Below are 21,201 nucleotides of genomic sequence, written 5' to 3'. Positions count from 1 at the left end.
AGCAGACTCAAGCCAATAAACAACGCGCGGGGTTTGACCAGCGTGGTCATTGGCCGGTCGCGCCGGGATAAAAACCGTCGGACAGCCTTTTCAGCGCCTCGGGCAACCGTGGCCCCAAGCCGCCCACCAGCAATGTCGGGTCAAGCTCCATCACGCGGCCAGCCTTGGCGGCGCGGGATGAAGACAGGATCGGGTTTTCCTTGAACAGCGCTGCGCGAGCGTCTTCGCCGGTGAGTGCGCGATCGGCGAACACCAGCACTTCAGGATTGAGGCTGGCCAGCGATTCGTTGGAAAAAGGTTTGTAACCGGTGTGCGTCGCCAGGTTATGGCCACCGGCCTGTTGCAGCAGCCAATCGGCGGCGGTGTCCTTGCCGGCGATCATCGGTTTGCCGCCCATGTGCCCGAGCAACAACAGCACGCCCGGAGCTTTGTGTTTAACCTGCGCCGCAGTCACGCGGGCTTGCTGTTGATCGAGTTGCTGTTGATAACGCTGGAAGGCTTGCGAGGCCTGATCCTCGGCGCCGAGCAACTTGCCGAGGTGCGTGAGGTTGCCCTGCAAGGCTGAAACGTCCGGTTTCGCCGAGAACAACTCGACCTCGACCCCGGCGCTGCGAATTTGCGCGAGCACCGGCGGCGGGCCCATTTCTTCGGTGCCGACCAGAATTTGCGGGCGCAGGCTCAAGATGCCTTCCGCCGACAACTGGCGCTGATAGCCAATGCTCGGCAAGTTTTTCAGCGATTGCGGATGTTGGCTGGTGGTGTCGACGCCGACCAGTTTCGCCTCGCCGCCCAGCGCGCTGACCCACTCTGACAAGGCGCCGCCGGCACTGACCCAGCGTTGCGGCAACTCAGCCGCCGTCGCCTGATGGCTGACGAGCAGCCCGACACATAAGCCAACGACGCGGGTACTCAGGCGCATAAACAGCTTCCTTGAAAGGTTTTCCCGGGCATCCGGCGGGCAGGCCAAGTATCCTCGGCATCCGGCGAGCGCCCCGTGGGCGGGCGGCCATTTGATAATTGTTTGCATTTGCACGTCAAGCCCGGACACATCCAGTCACGCGGCGCGACACTTGAGGATAGACATGAAGTTTCTTTGCAGAAGCGAGGAATTGGCCGACGCCAGCAGCCGCGGGTTTGATATCGATGGGCAAAAGCTCTTCGCCGTGCGCCGTGGTGCTCAGGTCTACGTCTATCTCAACCGCTGCCCGCACCGTGGCGTCAGCCTGGAATGGACGCCGGACCAGTTTCTCGACCAGAGCAACAGCCTGATCCAGTGCGCCACCCACGGCGCACTGTTTCTGATCGAGGACGGCGAATGCGTTTCCGGCCCGTGCGCCGGGCAATCGCTGACAGCGGTGGCCTCCCGCGAAGACGCGCAAGGCATCTGGGTCAGCGTTTAGCCGTTGAGCAACACGTCCAGGCGCCGATCCACGAGCATCTCTTCGTGGCTCAAACGCACGCCATACGCCAGCACTTCCACCCCGCACGCCACCGCTTCACGCAGCGCGTCGGCGTAGGCCGAATCGATTTCTTCGGCAGGACGCACGGCTTCGATGCCGCTGAGATTGACGCAATACAACTGCACCGCGCGAATGCCGTCGCGGGCCAGATGTGCCAGTTCGCGCAAATGCTTGGCGCCGCGCTGGGTCACCGCGTCGGGGAATGCCGCCACTGCCGTGCCGTCGTAACCCAAGGTGACACTTTTGACTTCGACGTAGGCCGGCCCGCTCGGGTAATCGAGGCGGAAGTCGATGCGGCTGCTTTCCTGTCCGTAGGCCACTTCGCGCCGCAGTTCGGTGAAGCCGTTGAGTTCGCTGATCACGCCGGCGCGCAACGCTTCTTCGATCAAACCGTTGGCGCGCCCGGTGTTCACGCAAAACAACCGGCCTTGCGGGGTTTCGCCGATTTCCCAGGTGCCGGGCAATTTGCGTTTCGGGTCGTTGGAGCGACTGAACCAGACTTGCCCGCCCTCGACCTGGCAATTGAGCATCGAGCCGGTGTTGGGGCAGTGAATGGTCAGCAACTCGCCGCTAACGGTTTCGATATCGGCGAGAAAACGTTTGTAGCGGCGGATCAGACGCCCTTCTTCGAGCGGAGGAGAAAAGCGCATCAGCCTTGCCAACTCTTCAAGCCGCGCGCGATGCGCTCTACCGCTTCCTGCAAACGCGGCAGACTTTGCGTGTAGGCAAACCGCACGTGGTGCCCGGCCTGATAACGCCCGAAATCCAGACCCGGAGTGATCGCTACATGCTCGGTTTCGAGGAAGTGCCGGCAGAACGCGAAGGCATCGCCGCCGAACTGGCTGATATCGGCATACAAATAGAACGCGCCTTCGGGCTCGACGGCGATGCCGAAGCCGAGTTCGCGCAACGCTGGCAGCAGGAAGTCGCGACGACGGCCGAACTCGGCGCGGCGTTCTTCGAGAATGCTGATGGTCACCGGTTCGAAGCAGGCCAACGCAGCGTGCTGGGCCATGCTCGGGGCGCTGATGTAGAGGTTTTGCGCGAGTTTTTCCAGTTCGCTGACCGCCGCTTCCGGCGCCACCAGCCAACCGAGGCGCCAGCCGGTCATGCCGAAATACTTGGAAAAACTGTTGAGCACAAATGCGCTGTCATCAACTTCAAGAACACTGGCGGCATCGGTGCCGTAAGTCAGGCCGTGGTAGATCTCGTCGACCACCAGATGGCCGTGACGCTGTTTGATCGCGGCGGACAGACCGGCGAGTTCATCGCGAGTCAGGAGCGTACCGGTCGGGTTGGCCGGCGAGGCGACCAGCGCGCCGACGCTGTCGTGGTCCCAATGCCGCGCTACCAGGTCCGGGGTCAGTTGATAACGCACCTCCGGGCCGACTGGCACCAGTTGCGCTGCGCCTTCGACCAGTCGCAGAAAGTGCCGATTGCACGGGTAACCGGGGTCGGCGAGCAGCCAGTGTTTGCCTGGATCGACCAGCAACGCGCTGGCCAGCAGCAACGCGCCGGAGCCGCCGGGGGTGATGAGAATCCTTCGTGGGTCGATGTTCAGCCCGTAGCGCTGTTGATAAAAACCGGAAATCGCTTCGCGCAATTCAGGAATCCCGCGCGCGGCGGTGTAACGGGTCTTACCTGCCGTCAGCGCGGCGTGGCCGGCCTGGATGATCGGCTCGGCGGTGGTGAAGTCCGGCTCGCCGATTTCGAGGTGGATCACGTCGTGTCCGGCGGCCTGCAATTCATTGGCCCGCGCCAGCAACGCCATCACGTGAAACGGTTCGATCGCACGACTGCGCGCACTGTAGGGCTGAGCCATTGGCCTTCCTTCAACGGTGAAAAAAACCGATTCTACCCATGCACTGGAACGAGCGAGAACCTAAAGCGGTCAGAGCCGTTAGAACCGGGGTCATGAACGACACAAGCGCGTGTCTCAGGTTTGACTAAAATCAATATTTGATCAGGCCTCCAGCACCACCAGACAAGGCTTTGCAATCATTTGCAAGCACCGCGCGCCACTACTGCGACATCCGGGAGTAGCGCGGCCCGTTTTGATCTGGTAAGTTCGCCCGCTTGCAGCCGCAGGGCCGGCAGGTGTCGGTGATGGAGCAATCCTGCGCAATGGATTACAAGAGTAGAGGCGGTCCATTTCATGCCCACCCAAGCAAAGCAGCAAAACCAGTCGATCAGCGGCTTCGAACCCTACAAAGAAGTTAAGGGCGAGGAGTACATGGGCAAGCCCATGCGCGCTCACTTCACCAAGATCCTGAATAAGTGGAAACAGGACTTGATGCAGGAAGTCGACCGTACGGTTGATCACATGAAGGACGAAGCGGCCAACTTCCCTGACCCGGCAGATCGTGCCAGCCAGGAAGAAGAATTCAGCCTTGAATTGCGCGCCCGCGACCGTGAGCGCAAGTTGATCAAGAAGATCGACAAAACGCTGCAATTGATCGAAGACGAAGAATATGGCTGGTGCGAGTCGTGTGGCGTCGAGATCGGCGTCAAGCGACTGGAAGCCCGCCCTACCGCCGATATGTGCGTTGACTGCAAGACCCTGGCGGAAATCAAGGAAAAGCAAGTCGGCAAGTAATGGCGACTTGAACCAATAACGGAGCGTGCGAACGCTCCGTTTTTGTTTGTGAAATTTGCCACCCCCCGCGATCCCTTGTAGGAGTGAGCCTGCTCGCGATTGCAGTGTGTCAGCCGACATCAGTGTTGAATGTCCAACCGCTTTCGCGAGCAGGCTCACTCCTACAGGAGCGTTGGCACGCTTTTGTGGGAGCCGAGCCTGCTCGCGATGGCGGTTTGTCAGCGACATGAGTGCTGAAGATGATGGCCCCTTCGCGAGCAAGCTTTGCTCCTACAGGGCAGGGGCGCGGTGTCGCGCTTTTGTGGGAGCCGAGCTTGCTCGCGATGGCGGTTTGTCAGCGACATGAGTGTTGAAGATGATGGCCCCTTCGCGAGCAGGCTTTGCTCCTACAGGGCAGGGGCGCAGGGGAAATGCTTTTGTGGAAGCCGAGCTTGCTCGCGATGGCGGCTTCGAGCCGTGCCCATAACGATTGAACAGCCTAATATCGGGGCTTATGACCACTATTACCTCTCCCCCCTACATCGGGCGCTTCGCTCCCACGCCCAGTGGCCATTTGCACTTCGGCTCGCTGGTTGCCGCCCTCGCCTCCTACCTCGATGCCCGCTCGGTGGGTGGTCGCTGGTTGATGCGCATGGAAGACCTTGATCCGCCACGCGAAGAACCGGGCGCGCAAGCGGCGATTCTCGATGCACTGCACAGCTACGGCTTCGAATGGGACGGCGAACTGGTGCGCCAGAGCGAGCGTCATGACGCTTACGCCGAAGTGCTCAATCGCCTGTTCAATCAGGGCTTGGCCTACGCCTGCACGTGCTCGCGCAAACAACTCGAGCCTTATCACGGCATCTATCCCGGCCTGTGCCGCAACGCCGGACATGCCAGCGAAAACGCCGCCATTCGCCTGCGCGTGCCGGAGCTGGAATACCACTTCACCGACCGCGTGCAAGGCGAATTCCGCCAGCACCTGGGCCGCGACGTTGGCGATTTCGTGATTCGTCGCCGCGACGGGCTCTACGCCTATCAACTGGCGGTAGTCCTCGATGACGCCTGGCAAGGCATCACCGACATCGTCCGTGGTGCCGATTTGCTCGACTCGACGCCGCGACAGCTCTATCTGCAAGAACTGCTCGGCCTGCCGCAACCACGTTACCTGCACGTGCCGCTGATTACCCAGCCGGACGGCCACAAACTCGGCAAATCCTATCGCTCGCCACCGCTGGCCGCCGATCAGGCAACTCCGCTGTTGCTGCGGGCATTGCGGGCGCTGGGGCAAAATCCCGGCAGCGAACTGGCTTACGCCTCGCCGCGCGAACTGCTGAACTGGGGCATCGCGCACTGGGATGCCACGCAGATCCCGCGCACACTGGCGCTGCCCGAGGCGCAACTGCTGTGATGGCACTTGCAGTCGCGCCGCCATCCGTTACCATCGCCGCACGTTTTCGGGCACGCGCATAAACAAGAGAGGCCGGGATGTACATCTATCGCTTGGTCCTGCTTTTGGTAGTGGGGATTTACCTGTTCTCCCCGGCCATCATGGATTGGTGGATCGACGCCACTGGCGCCTGGTATCGCCCTTATCTGCTCTGGCTGATTCTGATCGTCGTGACCTTCATCCTGCAGAGCCAAAAAGATGCCGATGAGCTTTAGCCTGACCCAGATGATCCTGATCAGCGCCGCGTACCTGGCGGTGCTGTTCGGCGTAGCCTGGATCAGCGAACGGGGGATGATCCCGCGCGCGATCATTCGCCACCCGCTGACTTACACGCTGTCGCTCGGGGTTTACGCCAGTGCCTGGGCGTTTTACGGCACCGTCGGCCTGGCCTATCAGTACGGCTACGGCTTCCTTTCGAGTTATCTCGGGGTCTCCGGCGCATTTCTGCTGGCGCCGGTGTTGCTTTACCCGATCCTGAAAATTACCCGCACCTATCAGTTGTCGTCGCTGGCGGACTTGTTCGCGTTTCGCTTTCGCAGCACCTGGGCCGGCGCGCTGACCACGATTTTCATGCTGATCGGCGTGTTACCGCTGCTGGCGTTGCAGATTCAAGCGGTGGCCGATTCGATCAGCATCCTCACCCGCGAACCGGTACAGCACCGCGTCGCCCTGAGTTTCTGTGCGCTGATCACCTTGTTCACGATTTTCTTCGGCTCGCGGCACATTGCCACGCGCGAGAAACACGAAGGCCTGGTGTTCGCGATTGCCTTTGAATCGGTGATCAAGCTGATCGCCATCGGCGGCGTCGGCCTGTACGCGTTGTACGGCGTGTTTGACGGCCCGCAACAGCTGGAATTGTGGCTGCTGCAAAACCAGACCGCCCTCGCCGCCCTGCACACGCCGTTGCAGGAAGGTCCATGGCGCACGCTGCTGCTGGTGTTCTTCGCCTCGGCAATTGTGATGCCGCACATGTATCACATGACCTTTACCGAAAACCTCAACCCGCGCTCGCTGGTCAGCGCCAGTTGGGGCCTGCCGCTGTTTCTGTTGCTGATGAGCCTGGCAGTGCCGCTGATTCTCTGGGCCGGTTTGAAACTCGGCGCCACGACCAATCCCGAATACTTCACGCTGGGTATCGGCATCGCCGCCAACAGCAAGGCATTGGCGTTGCTGGCGTACATCGGCGGGTTGTCGGCGGCGAGCGGTTTGATCATCGTCACCACGCTGGCGCTCTCGGGGATGGCGCTCAACCACCTGGTGCTGCCGCTGTATCAACCGCCGGCCGAAGGCAATATCTACCGCTGGCTGAAGTGGACCCGCCGCGCGCTGATCGTCGCGATCATCATGGCCGGTTATGGCTTTTATCTGCTGCTCGGCGCCGAGCAGGATCTGGCCAATCTCGGCATCGTCGCGTTCGTTGCCACTCTGCAATTTTTGCCGGGCGTGTTGTCGGTGCTGTACTGGCCGACCGCCAACCGGCGCGGTTTTATCGCCGGCCTGCTCGCGGGGATTCTGGTGTGGCTGGTGACCATGTTGATGCCGCTGGTGGGCAATCTGCAGGGTTTCTACATTCCGCTGCTGAACATGATTTACGTGCTCGACGACACCAGTTGGCACATGGCGGCGATTGCCTCGCTGGCCGCCAACGTGCTGATGTTCACTTTGATTTCGCTGTTCACCAACGCCAGCCCGGAAGAGGCCAGCGCCGCCGAAGCCTGCGCCGTCGACAACGTTCGGCGCCCGCAGCGCCGCGAGCTGCACGCCGCTTCGCCGCAGGAATTCGCCACGCAACTGGCCAAACCGTTGGGCGCGAAAGCCGCGCAGAAGGAAGTCGAGCAAGCCCTGCGCGATCTCTATCTGCCGTTCGATGAGCGTCGCCCGTACGCCTTGCGCCGTTTGCGCGACCGCATTGAGGCCAACCTGTCCGGGTTGATGGGCCCAAGCGTTGCCCAGGACATGGTTGAAACCTTCCTGCCTTATAAGGCGGGCGGCGAAAACTATGTGACCGAAGACATTCACTTCATCGAAAGCCGGCTCGAGGATTACCACTCGCGCCTGACCGGCCTCGCGGCCGAGCTCGATGCGCTGCGGCGTTACCACCGGCAAACGTTGCAGGAATTGCCGATGGGCGTCTGCTCGCTGGCCAAGGATCAAGAGATCCTGATGTGGAACAAAGCCATGGAGGAGCTGACCGGGATTGCCGCGCAGCGGGTGGTCGGTTCGCGCCTGAGTACGATTGGCGATCCGTGGAAAGAGTTGCTCCAGGGTTTTATCAATCTGCCCGACGAACATTTGCACAAACAGCATTTGGCCCTCGATGGCCAGACCCGCTGGCTGAACCTGCACAAAGCGGCGATTGATGAGCCGTTGGCGCCGGGCAACAGTGGTTTGGTGCTGCTGGTGGAAGACCTCACCGAAACGCAGATGCTCGAAGACAAATTGGTGCACTCCGAGCGGCTGGCGAGCATCGGCCGACTGGCGGCGGGCGTCGCCCATGAAATCGGCAACCCGATCACCGGGATCGCGTGCCTGGCGCAGAACCTGCGCGAGGAGCGCGAGGAAGACGCCGAGCTGACCGAGATCAGCGGGCAGATTCTCGAGCAGACCAAACGCGTGTCGCGCATCGTCCAGTCGTTGATGAGTTTTGCCCACGCCGGCAGCCATCAGCACAGCGACGAACCGGTTTGTCTGGCGGAAGTGGCGCAGGATGCCATCGGCCTGCTGGCCCTCAATCGGCGCAACTTCGAAGTACAGTTCTACAACCTGTGCGACCCCGATCACTGGGTCGAAGGCGATCCGCAGCGGCTCGCCCAGGTGTTGATCAACCTGCTCTCCAACGCGCGCGACGCCTCACCGCCGCACAGCGCAGTGCGGGTCAAAAGCGAAGCCGGCGAACATACGGTCGATTTGATCGTCGAAGACGAAGGCAGCGGAATTCCGAAGAACATCATGGACCGATTGTTCGAACCCTTCTTCACCACCAAGGATCCTGGCGAAGGCACCGGTCTGGGCCTTGCACTGGTCTATTCCATCGTTGAAGAGCATTATGGACAAATCACCATCGACAGCCCGGCTGATGTTCAAAGCCAACGCGGCACCCGTATCCGGGTGACATTACCGCGTCATGTCGAAGCGACGTCCGCTGTGAACTGAGACCGTCGAGAGTATCGAATCAATGCCGCACATTTTGATCGTCGAAGACGAAACAATTATCCGCTCCGCCTTGCGCCGCCTGCTGGAACGTAACCAGTATCAGGTCAGCGAAGCCGGATCCGTGCAGGAAGCACAAGAGCGTTTCAGCATTCCCACGTTTGACCTGATCGTCAGTGACCTGCGCCTGCCTGGCGCACCGGGCACCGAGTTGATCAAGCTCGGCCAAGGCACTCCGGTGCTGATCATGACCAGCTACGCCAGCCTGCGTTCGGCGGTCGATTCGATGAAGATGGGCGCGGTGGATTACATCGCCAAGCCTTTCGATCACGACGAAATGCTCCAGGCTGTCGCGCGTATTCTGCGTGATCGTCAATCGGCGCCGGTCGTCGGTGAGCCGGTGGTTGGCAAAGCCAGCACTGGCGCAGCCAAACCGGGCATCGATAACAGCAACGGCGAGATCGGCATCATCGGCTCGTGCCCGCCGATGCAGGATCTTTACAGCAAGATCCGCAAAGTCGCGCCGACCGATTCCAATGTGCTGATTCAGGGCGAATCCGGCACCGGTAAAGAACTGGTGGCGCGCGCTCTGCACAACCTGTCAAAACGCGCCAAGGCGCCGATGATTTCGGTGAACTGCGCGGCCATCCCGGAAAGCCTGATCGAGTCCGAACTGTTCGGCCACGAGAAAGGCGCATTCACCGGTGCCAGCGCCGGGCGTGCGGGGTTGGTGGAAGCGGCGGACGGCGGCACGTTGTTCCTCGATGAAATCGGCGAATTGCCGCTCGAAGCCCAGGCCCGTCTGCTGCGGGTGTTGCAGGAAGGTGAAATTCGCCGGGTCGGTTCGGTGCAGTCGCAGAAGGTCGATGTACGCCTGATCGCTGCAACGCACCGCGACCTCAAGAGCCTGGCGAAGATCGGCCAGTTCCGCGAAGACCTTTATTACCGCTTGCACGTTATCGCCCTGAAACTGCCCGCCCTGCGCGAGCGTGGTGCCGACGTCAACGAAATCGCCAATGCCTTCCTGGCGCGACAGAGCGCGCGGGTCAACCGCACCGACCTGAAGTTTGCCCCGGATGCCGAGCAGGCGATTCGTCACTACAGCTGGCCGGGTAACGTGCGTGAACTGGAGAATGCGGTCGAACGCGCGGTGATCCTGTGCGAAAGCCCGGAAATCTCTGCCGAGTTGCTGGGCATCGACATCGAACTGAGCGATCTGGAAGACGACGATTTCATCGGTCTGCCGCCGCAACAAGGCAACGCCGCCGGTAACAACAGCCATGAGCCGACCGAAGACCTGTCACTGGAAGACTACTTCCAGCACTTCGTTCTCGAGCATCAGGACCACATGACCGAGACCGAACTGGCGCGCAAACTCGGGGTGAGCCGCAAATGCCTGTGGGAACGCCGCCAGCGCCTGGGCATTCCGCGACGCAAAACCGGCGTGGCCAGCGAGAGCTGAACGGCAGCTGTCGAGTGTGCGGGTAACACGTGACTTGCCGGAAAAACTGTTACCTCAGTTTTTCCACGTAACAGAACCGGGGCTTACGGTAACGAAGCCCCGGTTTTTTTGTGCCTCGAAAAACCCTCGAAAACCGGCTTAGCCCTTGTTTTGCTGGACATGGCAAAAGTTGGCACGCACCCTGCTATATGTTTGGTACAAGAACAATAACAAGCAATGCACAAGACAATAAAAATAAGACGAATCGACTCACGCACAATAAAAACAAGACGGCGAGAGGCGCAGCTAACTGATTCTTTTGGAGAGGCGTTGTATTTGGGGCTTGCCCCACGACCAGGCCGAGAACAACAAAAACTGTCCTAAGACAGAGCCTGAACTGGTTGGATCGCAAGATCACTGCAGCACAGCGACCAAAGCAATCCGTTTGCTCTTGGCTCCCGATTGGGAGGGTCATGAAGGAAAATCTTCATGGCGAGGGCACTTAACAAAAACAAAAAGCCCGAAACCAATAATAAAAATAGAGCATGCAACTACTTCTTGGGGAGCTTCGGCTCCCCTTGTAGTTTCTGCGATTTAAGTTGTGGTGCATTCACGGCGGCGTATTCGCGTTGTGGGTGATTCGCGTTATGAGTATTCGCGCCCTGCCGCACTCGCGTTATGGGTATTCGCGTTGCTATGTAGCAGCTGCCGAGCCTGCGAGGCTGCGTTCGGCGGCGAAGCCGTCGCAAACAGGCACCTCATTCCGTCAGACACACCGTAGTTTCAGGTTTTACGACTGCTTCGCAGCCGAACGCAGCCTCGCAGGCTCGGCAGCTGCTACACCACCACCATCACCAGAACCACCACGCGAGCAGCGTCCTTCACGCCGTTTCGCAGCTTCCTACACCATCCCCCGACTAAATGCTAGAATCCCGGCCCATCATGCGGTCATTCCTGGTTATGGCCGAACATTCCTTCAAACAGTGCATCCCATGCTGAAGAAGTTGTTCCAGTCACTCCGTTCTCCCAAGCGTCCTACGCAACACATCCGCAGCACGCCTGAAGTGCTCAACAGCGGCCAACATTCGCTGCAGAAGGGCCAATTCAGCCGTTACGCGGTGAATATCGTCGAACGCCTGCAGAACGCCGGTTACCAGGCTTATCTGGTCGGCGGTTGTGTGCGAGACATGATGCTCGGCATCACGCCGAAAGATTTTGACGTAGCCACCAGTGCCACCCCTGAACAAGTACGGGCCGAATTCCGCAACGCGCGGATCATTGGTCGTCGCTTCAAACTGGTGCACATCCACTTCGGTCGCGAAATCATTGAAGTCGCGACCTTCCGCGCCAACCACCCGCAAAACGATGAAGAGGAAGACAGCAACCAGTCTTCCCGCAACGAGAGCGGGCGCATCTTGCGCGACAATGTTTACGGCACGCTGGAAGAAGACGCACAACGTCGCGACTTCACCATCAACGCCCTGTATTACGATCCGGTCAGCGAGCGCATTCTCGATTACGCCAACGGCGTGCACGACATTCGCAATCACCTGATCCGCCTGATTGGCGATCCGAAGCAGCGTTATCAGGAAGACCCGGTGCGCATGCTGCGAGCCGTGCGTTTCGCCGCGAAGCTGAACTTCGGCATCGAAAAACACAGCGCCGCGCCGATTCGCGATCTCGCGCCGATGCTGCGCGAAATTCCTTCGGCGCGGCTGTTCGAAGAAGTGCTCAAGCTGTTCCTCTCCGGCCACGCCGCCGACACCTTCGAGATGCTGGTCGACTTGCAGTTGTTTGATCCATTGTTCCCGGCGAGCGCCGAGGCCCTGGAATACAACCCGACGTACACGCACACGCTGATCAGCGAAGCGTTGATCAACACTGACCTGCGGATCAAGCAGAACAAACCGGTAACCCCGGCGTTCCTGTTTGCCGCACTGTTGTGGCCAGCGCTGCCGGCGCGCGTGTTGCGCCTGCAGGAACGTGGCATGCCGCCGATTCCGGCGATGCAGGAAGCGGCGCACGAGCTGATTGCCGAACAGTGCCAGCGCATTGCGATTCCAAAACGTTTCACCATGCCGATCCGCGAAATCTGGGACATGCAGGAACGCCTGCCCCGCCGTAGCGGCAAACGCGCCGACCTGTTGCTCGACAACCCACGGTTCCGCGCCGGTTACGATTTCCTGTTGCTGCGCGAAAGCGCCGGCGAGCAGACCGATGGCCTGGGCGAATGGTGGACCGATTATCAGGACGCCAACGACAGCGAACGTCGCGACATGATTCGTGACCTCAGCGGCAAGGACGACGGCACCGGCGCACCGCGCAAACGTCGTCGCAGCGGCGGCGCCAAGCGTAAACGCGCGGCCGGCGCCCCGAGCGCTACGGGCGAGTAAGTGATGGAACGCATCTACATCGGCATGGGCAGCAATCTGGCTGACCCCGCCGAACAATTGCGCAGCGCCATCGAGTCGCTGGCGCGATTGCCGCACACCGAACTGGTCGCGGTTTCAGCGTTTTATCAGAGCGATTCGCTGCTCCCCGGGCAACCGCGCTACACCAACGCAGTCGCCGCCCTCGAAAGTTCACTCGCGCCGCTGGACTTGCTCGATGCGCTGCAAGCCATCGAAAACTCTCAGGGCCGCGAGCGCCTTGAACGCTGGGGGCCGCGCACGCTGGACCTCGACATTGTGCTGTTTGGCGATCGCCTGATCGACGAGCCGCGCCTCAAGGTCCCGCATTACCATCTGCAGGAACGCGCGTTTGTCCTCTATCCACTGGCCGAACTGGCGCCGGCGGATTTGCGTTTGGCGGATGGCAGAACCCTCACCGACCTGCTGGCAGCCTGCCCGTTCATCGGCCTCGAACGCATCCCCCAAGCTTCACGCTAACCCTGTAGGAGCAAAGCTTGCTCGCGATGGCGGTCCAGGATTCAGCCCCAATCCTGTCTGACCTGACGCTATCGCGAGCAAGCTTTGCTCCTACAGCTGTTTATTTCTCCGGTAACACCCCGCACGTAACAACCCGGTAACACACGCAATTGACTTCCCGAGTTCTCCTCACGACTATAGGCGTCCCGCTGCCGCCAACGCGGCGCCAAGGGCGCAATCCAGGCCTTATAAGCACGACAAAAAGACCGTGCGCCTGAGTAAATGAAGAATCACGCGCGTTACTCGCAGTAGTTTCCATAGCGCCTGAACGAGGATTTCTTACATGCCAGCCATCACCCTGACCACGCTCCAGAGCCTCAAGCAGAAAGGTGAAAAAATCACCATGCTGACCTGCTATGACGCGACTTTCGCCCACGCCTGCAACGAGGCCGGTGTCGAAGTGCTGCTGGTGGGCGACTCCCTCGGCATGGTTTTGCAAGGTCACGACAGCACCCTGCCCGTGACCACCGCAGAAATGGCCTACCACGTCGCCGCCGTCAAACGCGGCAACAGCGATGCACTGATCCTCGCCGACCTGCCGTTCATGGCGTACGCCACCACCGAACAAGCCATGGCCAACAGCGCGCTGCTGATGCAGGCCGGTGCGCACATGGTCAAGGTTGAAGGGGCATTGTGGCTGGCCGATTCGATTCGCTTGCTCGCCGAGCGCGGCATCCCGGTCTGCGCGCACATGGGCCTGACCCCGCAATCGGTGAACATTCTGGGCGGCTATAAAGTCCAGGGTCGCAGCGAGAACCAGGCGCGGCAGATGCGTGCCGATGCCATCGCGCTGGAGCAGGCCGGCGCCAGCATGTTGCTGCTCGAATGTGTGCCGAGCGAACTGGCGCAGGAAATCACCCAAGCCGTCGGCATCCCGGTGATTGGCATCGGCGCCGGCAGCGACACCGATGGCCAGGTGCTGGTCTTGCACGACATGCTCGGCCTGTCGATCACCGGCCGCGTGCCAAAGTTCGTGAAGAACTTCATGGCCGGCCAAGTCAGCATTCAAGCGGCGCTTGGCGCTTACGTCACCGAGGTCAAAGCGGTGACTTTCCCTGGTATCGAACACGGATTCTCTGCATGAACACTGTTAAAACCGTCCGCGAACTGCGCGCCGCCGTCGCCCGTGCTCGCGGTGAAGGCAAGCGCATTGCCTTCGTGCCGACCATGGGCAACCTGCACAGCGGCCACGTCGCGCTGATCACCAAAGCCGCGCAACGCGCCGATTTCGTCGTTGCGAGCATCTTCGTCAACCCGCTGCAATTCGGCGCCGGCGAAGACCTCGACAAATACCCGCGAACCCTGGCGGCGGATCAGGAAAAACTGCTGCAGGCCGGTTGCCACTTGTTGTTCGCCCCGACCGTCGAAGAAATGTACCCCGACGGCATGACCGGCCAGACCCGCGTCAGCGTTCCGCAATTGTCCGAAGGCTTGTGCGGCGCCAGCCGTCCGGGGCATTTCGAAGGCGTGGCGACCGTGGTCAGCAAACTGTTCAACATGGTTCAGCCTGACTTGGCGATCTTCGGTCAGAAAGATTTCCAGCAACTGGCGGTGATCCGCGCGCTGGTGCACGACCTGAACATGCCGATCCAGATCATCGGCGAACCGACCGTGCGCGCCGCCGATGGTTTGGCATTGTCCTCGCGCAATGGCTTTCTCGACGAAGCACAACGCGCCACCGCGCCAGTGGTCTACCAGACATTGACGGCAATTGCCGAGGCGATCCAACAAGGTGATCGCGATTACCCGGCGCTGATCGCCGCGCAAGTCCAACAGCTGCAAGCCGCAGGTTTGCGCAGCGACTATCTGGAAATCCGTCACGCCCTGACGTTGCGCCCGGCGACTGCGCAGGATCGCGATCTGGTGATTCTGGTCGCGGCGTTCCTCGGCACCACGCGGTTGATCGACAACCTGCACCTGAACCTCGACGCATAACCCTGGCAACGCCACGCCCCTGTGGGAGCAAGCTCCCACTGTGGATTTTGTATTGCCCTCCCTCCCGTTGGTCGGACATTTTTCCCTTCGTTGTATAAAAAAGTACCGGCAACGGGTCAGACAAAGTCAAGACAGATCGCAGCGCGAGGTTTACTGTATTCGCCCTGCGCCATGAAATCGTGTCGACGCAGTTGACCGGACGCCCCACCGCAGCGCTCCGGGATTTATCGTGATCAAAAGGCCGTTCAAGTAAAAAGGAAAACCGCAGCGATGGCGTACTACCGCACTCCTCACGACGTTACCGCTCTGCCCGCCTGGCAAGCGTTGAAAGATCACCGCCAAGCCATGCAGGATTTCAGCATGCGCGAAGCCTTCAATGCCGACCCGCAGCGCTTCACTCAATTCACCCTCAGCAGCTGCGGTCTGTTTCTCGATTACTCGAAAAACCTGATCAACGCCGAGACCCGCGACCTGCTGGTGGGCCTGGCTAACGAAGTCGACCTCAAAGGCGCGATCAAAGCGCTGTTTGACGGCGAAATCGTCAACTCTTCCGAAGGCCGTCCGGCGCTGCACACCGCTTTGCGTCGTCCGGTGGGCGACAAGTTGTCGGTCAACGGCGTCAACGTGATGCCCGAAGTGCACAAGGTGCTGAACCAGATCACTGACCTCGTGGGCCGCATCCACGATGGTCTCTGGCGCGGTTACACCGAGAAGCCGATCACTGACGTGGTCAACATCGGCATCGGTGGTTCGTTCCTCGGCCCGGAGCTGGTCTCCGAAGCGCTGTTGTCCTACGCGCAAAAAGGCGTTCGCTGCCATTACCTGGCGAACATCGATGGCAGTGAGTTCCACGAACTGACCATGAAGCTGCGCGCCGAGACCACGCTGTTTATCGTTTCGTCGAAATCTTTCAACACCCTCGAAACCCTGAAAAATGCCCAGGCCGCTCGCGCCTGGTATCTGGCTCAGGGCGGTTCGGAAGCCGAGCTGTATCGTCACTTCATCGCCGTATCGAGCAACAACGCGGCGGCTGTGGCGTTCGGTATTCGTGAAGAAAACATCTTCCCGATGTGGGACTGGGTCGGCGGTCGTTATTCGCTGTGGTCGGCCATCGGTTTGCCGATTGCGCTGGCCATCGGCATGTCGAACTTCAAGGAATTGCTCTCCGGTGCCTACACCATGGACCAGCATTTCCAGAGCGCGCCGTTCGAGCAGAACATGCCGGTGCTGCTGGCATTGCTCGGCGTCTGGTACGGCAACTTCTGGGGCGCGCAGAGCCACGCGATCCTGCCGTACGACCATTACCTGCGCAACATCACCAAGCATTTGCAACAGTTGGACATGGAATCCAACGGCAAGAGCGTGCGTCAGGACGGCACGCCGGTGTCCACCGATACCGGCCCGGTGATCTGGGGCGGCGTCGGTTGCAACGGTCAGCACGCTTATCACCAGTTGCTGCACCAAGGCACCCAACTGATCCCGGCCGATTTCATTGTGCCGATTGTCAGCTTCAACCCGGTGGCCGACCACCACCAGTGGCTGTACGCCAACTGCCTGTCGCAGAGCCAGGCGCTGATGCTGGGCAAGACCCTGGCCGAAGCCGAAGCCGAGTTGCGCGACAAAGGCGTGAGCGAAGAAGAAGTGCACAAGGTCGCTGCGCACAAGGTGATCCCGGGCAACCGTCCGAGCAACACCTTGGTAGTCGAGCGCATCAGCCCGCGTCGTCTCGGCGCATTGGTGGCGATGTACGAACACAAAGTTTTCGTGCAAAGCGTGGTCTGGGGCATCAACGCCTTCGACCAGTGGGGCGTGGAGCTGGGCAAAGAGTTGGGCAAAGGCGTCTACAACCGTTTGGTCGGCAGCGAAGAAACCCCGGCTGACGACGCTTCGACCCAGGGCCTGATCAACTACTTCCGCGGCCGTCACCGCGGCTAACGGCCTGAATCCTGTAGGAGCGAAGCTTGCTCGCGAAGAACGATGACGCGGTGTACTTGATACACCGCGTCGCCTGCTTCGCGAGCAAGCTTCGCTCCTACAGGGTGGTGTTTATGTTCGGGCCTTGAACCCATTCGTCACTCGGCGCATCTTTATCCTTGTCGCAAAACAAGAATAAGGAACCGTCATGTTCGATATCAGCACGTTCCCCAAAGCCGATGCCGTGCGCCGGGCTGCACAATTGAGTCAGGACGACTACCAGCGCCTGTACAGACAATCCATCGAACACCCCAGCACCTTCTGGGCCGAACAGGCCACCCGGTTCCTCGACTGGAGCACACCGTGGCAAACCGTCCAGCGCTACAACCTGAAAACCGGCGAAGCCAGCTGGTTTGCCGGTGGCAAGCTCAACGTCAGTTACAACTGCATCGACCGCCACCTCGCCGAACGCGGCGACCAAGTCGCGATCATCTGGGAAGGTGACGACCCCGCCGAATCCGCGCTGATCACCTACAAAAAACTTCACCATCACGTCTGTCGGCTGGCCAATGTGCTGAAAAGCCGTGGCGTGAAGAAAGGCGATCGCGTGTGCATCTACATGCCGATGATCCCCGAAGCCGCCTACGCCATGCTCGCGTGTACGCGAATTGGCGCGGTGCACTCGGTGGTGTTCGGCGGTTTTTCACCGGACTCGGTGCGTGACCGCATTCTCGACGCCGATTGCCGCACCGTGATTACGGCCGATGCTGGCGTGCGTGGCGGCAAGTTCGTGCCGCTCAAGGACAAGGTCGACCAAGCACTGCTGAGTTGCCCGAATGTCAGCACAGTGATCGTCGTCGAGCACACCCAGGGCGAAGTCGCCTGGGTCGATGGCCGCGACATCTGGTATCACCAGGCCCTGCGCGACGTCAGCGACGATTGCCCGCCCGAACCGATGGACGCCGAAGACCCGCTGTTCATCCTCTACACCTCCGGCAGCACCGGCAAACCCAAAGGCGTATTGCACACCACCGGCGGCTATCTGCTGCAAGCGGCGATGACTTTCAAATACGTGCTCGATTACCGCGACGGCGAAGTGTTCTGGTGCACCGCCGATGTCGGCTGGGTCACCGGCCACAGTTACATCGTCTACGGCCCGTTGGCCAACGGCGCGACCACGCTGATCTTCGAAGGCGTGCCGAGCTACCCGAGCAGCTCGCGTTTCTGGCAAGTGATCGACAAACACCACGTCAACATCTTCTACACCGCGCCCACCGCCCTGCGCTCGCTGATGCGCGAAGGCGCCGAACCGCTGAAGGAAACTTCGCGCCAGAGCCTCAGATTACTCGGCAGTGTCGGTGAGCCGATCAACCCGGAAGCGTGGGATTGGTACTTCAATGCGGTCGGCGAACAGCGCTGCCCAATCGTCGACACCTGGTGGCAGACCGAAACCGGCGGCATCATGCTCAGCCCATTGGTCAGCGCCCAAAGAATCAAACCGGGCTGCGCGACCCAACCAATGTTCGGCGTACAACCGGTGTTGCTCGATGAAGTCGGCAAGGAAATAACAGGCCCCGGCGCCGGTGTACTGGCAATCAAATCGAGCTGGCCAGCGCAGATCCGCAGCGTCTACGGCGACCCGCAACGCATGGTCGAAACCTACTTCAAACCCTATCCCGGTTATTACTTCACCGGCGACGGCGCCCGCCGCGACGAGGACGGCGATTACTGGATCACCGGGCGCATCGACGACGTGATCAACGTTTCCGGGCACCGCATCGGCACCGCCGAAGTGGAAAGCGCGCTGGTGCTGCACGACAGCATTGCCGAAGCCGCCGTGGTCGGTTACCCGCACGACGTCAAGGGCCAGGGCATTTACGCGTTTATCACACCGATGAACGGCACCGAACCCAATGACCAACTGAAAAAAGAACTGTTGGCGCACGTCAGCAAGGAAATCGGCAGCTTCGCCAAACCGGACCTGATTCAATGGGCGCCGGCCTTGCCGAAAACCCGTTCGGGCAAGATCATGCGGCGGATTCTGCGCAAAATCGCCTGCAACGAACTAGACAGCCTCGGCGACACCTCGACCCTGGCCGATCCAGGCGTGGTGACGGATTTGGTCGAGAAGCGCCTGAACCAGTAATCGCTTGTTTCAAAAAGTCTGCGCGGCCACTGCTGGCCGCGCCTTTTTTTCGCCACTGAGTTGCCATGGAATTCATTCGTACACGCATCGAAAACCAGCTGATGAGCCTGACCGGGTTGTCGCTGGGCAAACTGGATCTGGAAAACCCCAAGGGCGATCCCGGACTGTTCGGCCCCGATTCGGTGAGTTGGCAGGTGCATGGCGATTTCACCAGCATGCTCATCGGCGGGATCACTGCGTTAATGCTGCAAGCCCTGCACCCATTGGCGCTGGCCGGGGTTTGGGACCACTCGAATTTTCGCCAGGACATGCTCGGTCGCTTGCGGCGCACCAGTCAGTTCATCGCCGGGACTACTTTTGGTTCACGCCGGGACGCCGACTGGCTGATCGAGAAAGTGCGCAGCATTCACCTGCAAGTGGTTGGCACTGCGGCGGATGGTCGCCCGTACGCGGCGAGCGATCCGGACTTGCTGACGTGGGTGCATGTGGCCGAGGTCAGCAACTTTCTGGCGGCGCATCTGCGTTATCGAAATCCGCAGTTGTCGCTGGCCGATCAGGACCGTTATTACGCGGAAATCGCCGTGATCGCCGAGCGCCTCGGTGCGCGCGATGTGCCGAAGAGCCGGCAGGCAATCGCCGATTATCTGCAACGTATTCGCCCGAAATTGTTGTGCGACGCCCGCAGTCGCGAGGTGTTGCGCTTGCTGCTGGATGCGCCCGCGCCCAGCCGCATGGCCAAGCCGTTTGGCGCAATGATGATGCAGGCCGGCATCGACCTGCTGCCGGATTGGGCGAGCGATATGCTCGGCGTGCATCAGCCCCCGCTGCAACGCCAGTTGATTCGCGCCAGCGTCAAACGCAGCGCGCCAATGCTGCGCTGGGCCATGCGCAATGGTTCGGTGCAACGAGCGAAGCGGCGCATGGGGTTGCTGAACTGACCAAAACCCAAAAGCATCGCGAGCAAGCTCGCTCCCACAGGGATCTTTGCTGATCGCCCATTTTGCGTACGCCACAAAACCAGTGTGGGAGTGAGCTTGCTCCCACAGGATCTTTGCTGATCGCCCATTTTGTGTACGCCACAAAACCAGTGTGGGAGCGAGCTTGCTCGCGATGGCAGCACCTCGGTTCCTTGCCAAGCTGTTAAACTCCCGCGCCAAATTACTTCATCCTGCAAGGCGCCCAGCATGTCTTCCTTGAATCAGGCGCTGCGCGCCGCCCTCGATCATCGCCAGGACCTGCTGGCCGAACTGCATCAGCAAGGCACCGATTGCTATCGCCTGTTTCATGGCAGCCAGGAAGGCGCCGGCGGCCTGACCATCGACCGCTACGGCCCGCAATTGCTGGTGCAAAGTTTCCACCAGGCGCTGGAACGTGACGCGCTGCTGCACATCCACCAAACCGTCAATCAACACCTGGGCTTCGAAACCCTGCTGGTCTACAACGACCGCTCGCGGGGCAATTCGCGCATCGACCGCGAAGACACCGTGTACCGCGCCGACGAAGCCGCGCTGCAAGACCTGATCGGCCACGAATGGGGCCTCAACTATCGAGTGCGCGGGCGTCACGCCGGGCAAGATCCGCTGCTGTTCCTCGACCTGCGCAACACCCGCGGCTGGGTCAAGCAGCACAGCCACAACAAAAGCGTGCTCAACCTGTTCGCCTACACCTGCGGCGTCGGCCTGAGTGCGGCGGCCGGTGGCGCCAGCGAAGTGTGCAACCTCGACTTTGCCGAAGGTAACCTCGCGGTCGGTCGCGAAAACGGTCTGCTCAATCCGCAGCTGCCGGCCATGCAATTCATTCAATCCGATTACTTCCCGGCGATCCGCCAACTGGCCGGCCTGCCGATCAGCCAGCGGCGCGGGCAAAAACTGCCGAGCTATGAACGTCTGGAACAGCGTCAGTACGATCTGGTGCTGCTCGACCCGCCGGCCTGGGCCAAGAGCGCGTTCGGCACCGTTGACCTGTTGCGCGACTATCAGAGCCTGCTCAAGCCTGCGCTGCTGACCACCGCCGATAACGGCGTGCTGATCTGCTGCAACAATTTGGCAAAAGTCAGCATGGATGATTGGCGCGAACAAGTGCTGCGTTGCGCCGAAAAGGCTGGGCGACCGGTGCGTGAATGGTCGGTGATGACCCCGGGCGCGGACTTCCCGTCGCTGGACCAGCAACCGCCGCTGAAGACGCTGATTCTGCAACTCTGAAC

General features: G+C 60.6%; 17 protein-coding genes. 14 read left to right on the top strand and 3 right to left on the bottom strand.

Going from position 1 to position 21,201, the window contains the following annotated elements:
- Positions 1–46: 46 nt before the first annotated feature.
- Positions 47–919, bottom strand: coding sequence for a hemin ABC transporter substrate-binding protein (locus tag FBY12_RS26875; protein ID WP_145257390.1), 873 nt, complete (start codon positions 917–919; stop codon positions 47–49).
- Positions 920–1,082: 163 nt separating this feature from the next.
- Here FBY12_RS26875 and FBY12_RS26870 point away from each other — a divergent pair, with 163 nt between their 5' ends.
- Positions 1,083–1,400: a Rieske (2Fe-2S) protein gene (locus tag FBY12_RS26870; RefSeq protein ID WP_109521178.1), complete on the top strand. Its 318-nt coding sequence runs from the start codon at positions 1,083–1,085 to the stop codon at positions 1,398–1,400.
- On the opposite strand, the gene sfsA is transcribed toward FBY12_RS26870, so the two are convergent.
- Entirely contained in the window at positions 1,397–2,110 is a 714-nt protein-coding gene (sfsA, locus tag FBY12_RS26865; protein WP_121732741.1) for a DNA/RNA nuclease SfsA, read from the bottom strand. The genes FBY12_RS26870 and sfsA overlap by 4 nt on opposite strands.
- Positions 2,110–3,282: a pyridoxal phosphate-dependent aminotransferase gene (locus FBY12_RS26860; protein ID WP_145257387.1), complete on the bottom strand. Its 1,173-nt coding sequence runs from the start codon at positions 3,280–3,282 to the stop codon at positions 2,110–2,112. Before FBY12_RS26860 ends, sfsA begins: the two co-directional genes overlap by 1 nt.
- 333 nt (positions 3,283–3,615) lie before the next feature.
- Between FBY12_RS26860 and dksA the strand changes: the two genes are divergently transcribed.
- The 13 genes from dksA to FBY12_RS26795 all read left to right on the top strand — a co-directional run bounded on the left by dksA (position 3,616) and on the right by FBY12_RS26795 (position 21,199).
- The gene (gene dksA / locus FBY12_RS26855; RefSeq protein ID WP_007902025.1) at positions 3,616–4,056 is read left to right on the top strand and encodes an RNA polymerase-binding protein DksA; all 441 of its coding nucleotides are present in this window, start codon (positions 3,616–3,618) and stop codon (positions 4,054–4,056) included.
- A 493-nt stretch (positions 4,057–4,549) separates the two neighbouring features.
- Entirely contained in the window at positions 4,550–5,446 is an 897-nt protein-coding gene (gene gluQRS, locus FBY12_RS26850) for a tRNA glutamyl-Q(34) synthetase GluQRS (protein WP_145257384.1), read from the top strand.
- A gap of 77 nt (positions 5,447–5,523) precedes the next feature.
- A complete protein-coding gene (locus tag FBY12_RS26845) occupies positions 5,524–5,700 on the top strand; it encodes a hypothetical protein (RefSeq protein ID WP_003176118.1) in 177 nt (58 codons plus the stop codon).
- Complete coding sequence (locus tag FBY12_RS26840) at positions 5,684–8,638, top strand: sensor histidine kinase (RefSeq protein ID WP_167370434.1); 2,955 nt, start codon at positions 5,684–5,686, stop codon at positions 8,636–8,638. Before FBY12_RS26845 ends, FBY12_RS26840 begins: the two co-directional genes overlap by 17 nt.
- A 22-nt stretch (positions 8,639–8,660) precedes the next feature.
- The gene (locus FBY12_RS26835) at positions 8,661–10,097 is read left to right on the top strand and encodes a sigma-54 dependent transcriptional regulator (RefSeq protein ID WP_121732746.1); all 1,437 of its coding nucleotides are present in this window, start codon (positions 8,661–8,663) and stop codon (positions 10,095–10,097) included.
- Between the two features lie 971 nt (positions 10,098–11,068).
- Positions 11,069–12,469, top strand: coding sequence for a polynucleotide adenylyltransferase PcnB (locus FBY12_RS26830; protein ID WP_092277909.1), 1,401 nt, complete (start codon positions 11,069–11,071; stop codon positions 12,467–12,469).
- 3 nt (positions 12,470–12,472) lie between these two features.
- Positions 12,473–12,964 (top strand): 2-amino-4-hydroxy-6-hydroxymethyldihydropteridine diphosphokinase, encoded by a 492-nt coding sequence (gene folK / locus FBY12_RS26825; protein ID WP_145257381.1) that lies wholly within the window; start codon positions 12,473–12,475, stop codon positions 12,962–12,964.
- A 322-nt stretch (positions 12,965–13,286) separates the two neighbouring features.
- Positions 13,287–14,087 carry a 3-methyl-2-oxobutanoate hydroxymethyltransferase gene (gene panB / locus FBY12_RS26820; RefSeq protein WP_092277905.1) on the top strand — a complete coding sequence of 267 codons (801 nt, stop codon included), beginning with the start codon at positions 13,287–13,289 and terminating at the stop codon, positions 14,085–14,087.
- Complete coding sequence (gene panC, locus FBY12_RS26815) at positions 14,084–14,938, top strand: pantoate--beta-alanine ligase (protein ID WP_145257378.1); 855 nt, start codon at positions 14,084–14,086, stop codon at positions 14,936–14,938. The genes panB and panC overlap by 4 nt, the downstream gene beginning before the upstream one ends.
- A 270-nt stretch (positions 14,939–15,208) precedes the next feature.
- Positions 15,209–16,873, top strand: a complete 1,665-nt coding sequence (pgi, locus tag FBY12_RS26810; RefSeq protein WP_121732749.1) for a glucose-6-phosphate isomerase — start codon at positions 15,209–15,211, stop codon at positions 16,871–16,873.
- A gap of 187 nt (positions 16,874–17,060) precedes the next feature.
- A complete protein-coding gene (acs, locus tag FBY12_RS26805; protein WP_145257375.1) occupies positions 17,061–18,998 on the top strand; it encodes an acetate--CoA ligase in 1,938 nt (645 codons plus the stop codon).
- A gap of 65 nt (positions 18,999–19,063) precedes the next feature.
- Positions 19,064–19,936 carry an oxygenase MpaB family protein gene (locus FBY12_RS26800; protein WP_145257372.1) on the top strand — a complete coding sequence of 291 codons (873 nt, stop codon included), beginning with the start codon at positions 19,064–19,066 and terminating at the stop codon, positions 19,934–19,936.
- A 246-nt stretch (positions 19,937–20,182) separates the two neighbouring features.
- Positions 20,183–21,199: a class I SAM-dependent rRNA methyltransferase gene (locus tag FBY12_RS26795; protein WP_145257370.1), complete on the top strand. Its 1,017-nt coding sequence runs from the start codon at positions 20,183–20,185 to the stop codon at positions 21,197–21,199.
- Positions 21,200–21,201 lie beyond the last annotated feature (2 nt).

Source organism: Pseudomonas sp. SJZ131 (genome assembly GCF_007828705.1).
Classification (GTDB): Bacteria; Pseudomonadota; Gammaproteobacteria; order Pseudomonadales; family Pseudomonadaceae; genus Aquipseudomonas; species Aquipseudomonas prosekii.
Note: the sequence above shows the minus strand (reverse complement) of the source record. Positions and strands in the feature narration are given on the sequence as shown.

What these genes read in the sequence shown, in the direction of transcription:
- FBY12_RS26875 (WP_145257390.1), bottom strand. Translation starts at nt 919, where the DNA reads ATGCGCCTGAGTACCCGCGTCGTTGGCTTATGTGTCGGGCTGCTCGTC.
- FBY12_RS26870 (WP_109521178.1), top strand. Translation starts at nt 1,083, where the DNA reads ATGAAGTTTCTTTGCAGAAGCGAGGAATTGGCCGACGCCAGCAGCCGC.
- sfsA (WP_121732741.1), bottom strand. Translation starts at nt 2,110, where the DNA reads ATGCGCTTTTCTCCTCCGCTCGAAGAAGGGCGTCTGATCCGCCGCTAC.
- FBY12_RS26860 (WP_145257387.1), bottom strand. Translation starts at nt 3,282, where the DNA reads ATGGCTCAGCCCTACAGTGCGCGCAGTCGTGCGATCGAACCGTTTCAC.
- dksA (WP_007902025.1), top strand. Translation starts at nt 3,616, where the DNA reads ATGCCCACCCAAGCAAAGCAGCAAAACCAGTCGATCAGCGGCTTCGAA.
- gluQRS (WP_145257384.1), top strand. Translation starts at nt 4,550, where the DNA reads ATGACCACTATTACCTCTCCCCCCTACATCGGGCGCTTCGCTCCCACG.
- FBY12_RS26845 (WP_003176118.1), top strand. Translation starts at nt 5,524, where the DNA reads ATGTACATCTATCGCTTGGTCCTGCTTTTGGTAGTGGGGATTTACCTG.
- FBY12_RS26840 (WP_167370434.1), top strand. Translation starts at nt 5,684, where the DNA reads ATGCCGATGAGCTTTAGCCTGACCCAGATGATCCTGATCAGCGCCGCG.
- FBY12_RS26835 (WP_121732746.1), top strand. Translation starts at nt 8,661, where the DNA reads ATGCCGCACATTTTGATCGTCGAAGACGAAACAATTATCCGCTCCGCC.
- FBY12_RS26830 (WP_092277909.1), top strand. Translation starts at nt 11,069, where the DNA reads ATGCTGAAGAAGTTGTTCCAGTCACTCCGTTCTCCCAAGCGTCCTACG.
- folK (WP_145257381.1), top strand. Translation starts at nt 12,473, where the DNA reads ATGGAACGCATCTACATCGGCATGGGCAGCAATCTGGCTGACCCCGCC.
- panB (WP_092277905.1), top strand. Translation starts at nt 13,287, where the DNA reads ATGCCAGCCATCACCCTGACCACGCTCCAGAGCCTCAAGCAGAAAGGT.
- panC (WP_145257378.1), top strand. Translation starts at nt 14,084, where the DNA reads ATGAACACTGTTAAAACCGTCCGCGAACTGCGCGCCGCCGTCGCCCGT.
- pgi (WP_121732749.1), top strand. Translation starts at nt 15,209, where the DNA reads ATGGCGTACTACCGCACTCCTCACGACGTTACCGCTCTGCCCGCCTGG.
- acs (WP_145257375.1), top strand. Translation starts at nt 17,061, where the DNA reads ATGTTCGATATCAGCACGTTCCCCAAAGCCGATGCCGTGCGCCGGGCT.
- FBY12_RS26800 (WP_145257372.1), top strand. Translation starts at nt 19,064, where the DNA reads ATGGAATTCATTCGTACACGCATCGAAAACCAGCTGATGAGCCTGACC.
- FBY12_RS26795 (WP_145257370.1), top strand. Translation starts at nt 20,183, where the DNA reads ATGTCTTCCTTGAATCAGGCGCTGCGCGCCGCCCTCGATCATCGCCAG.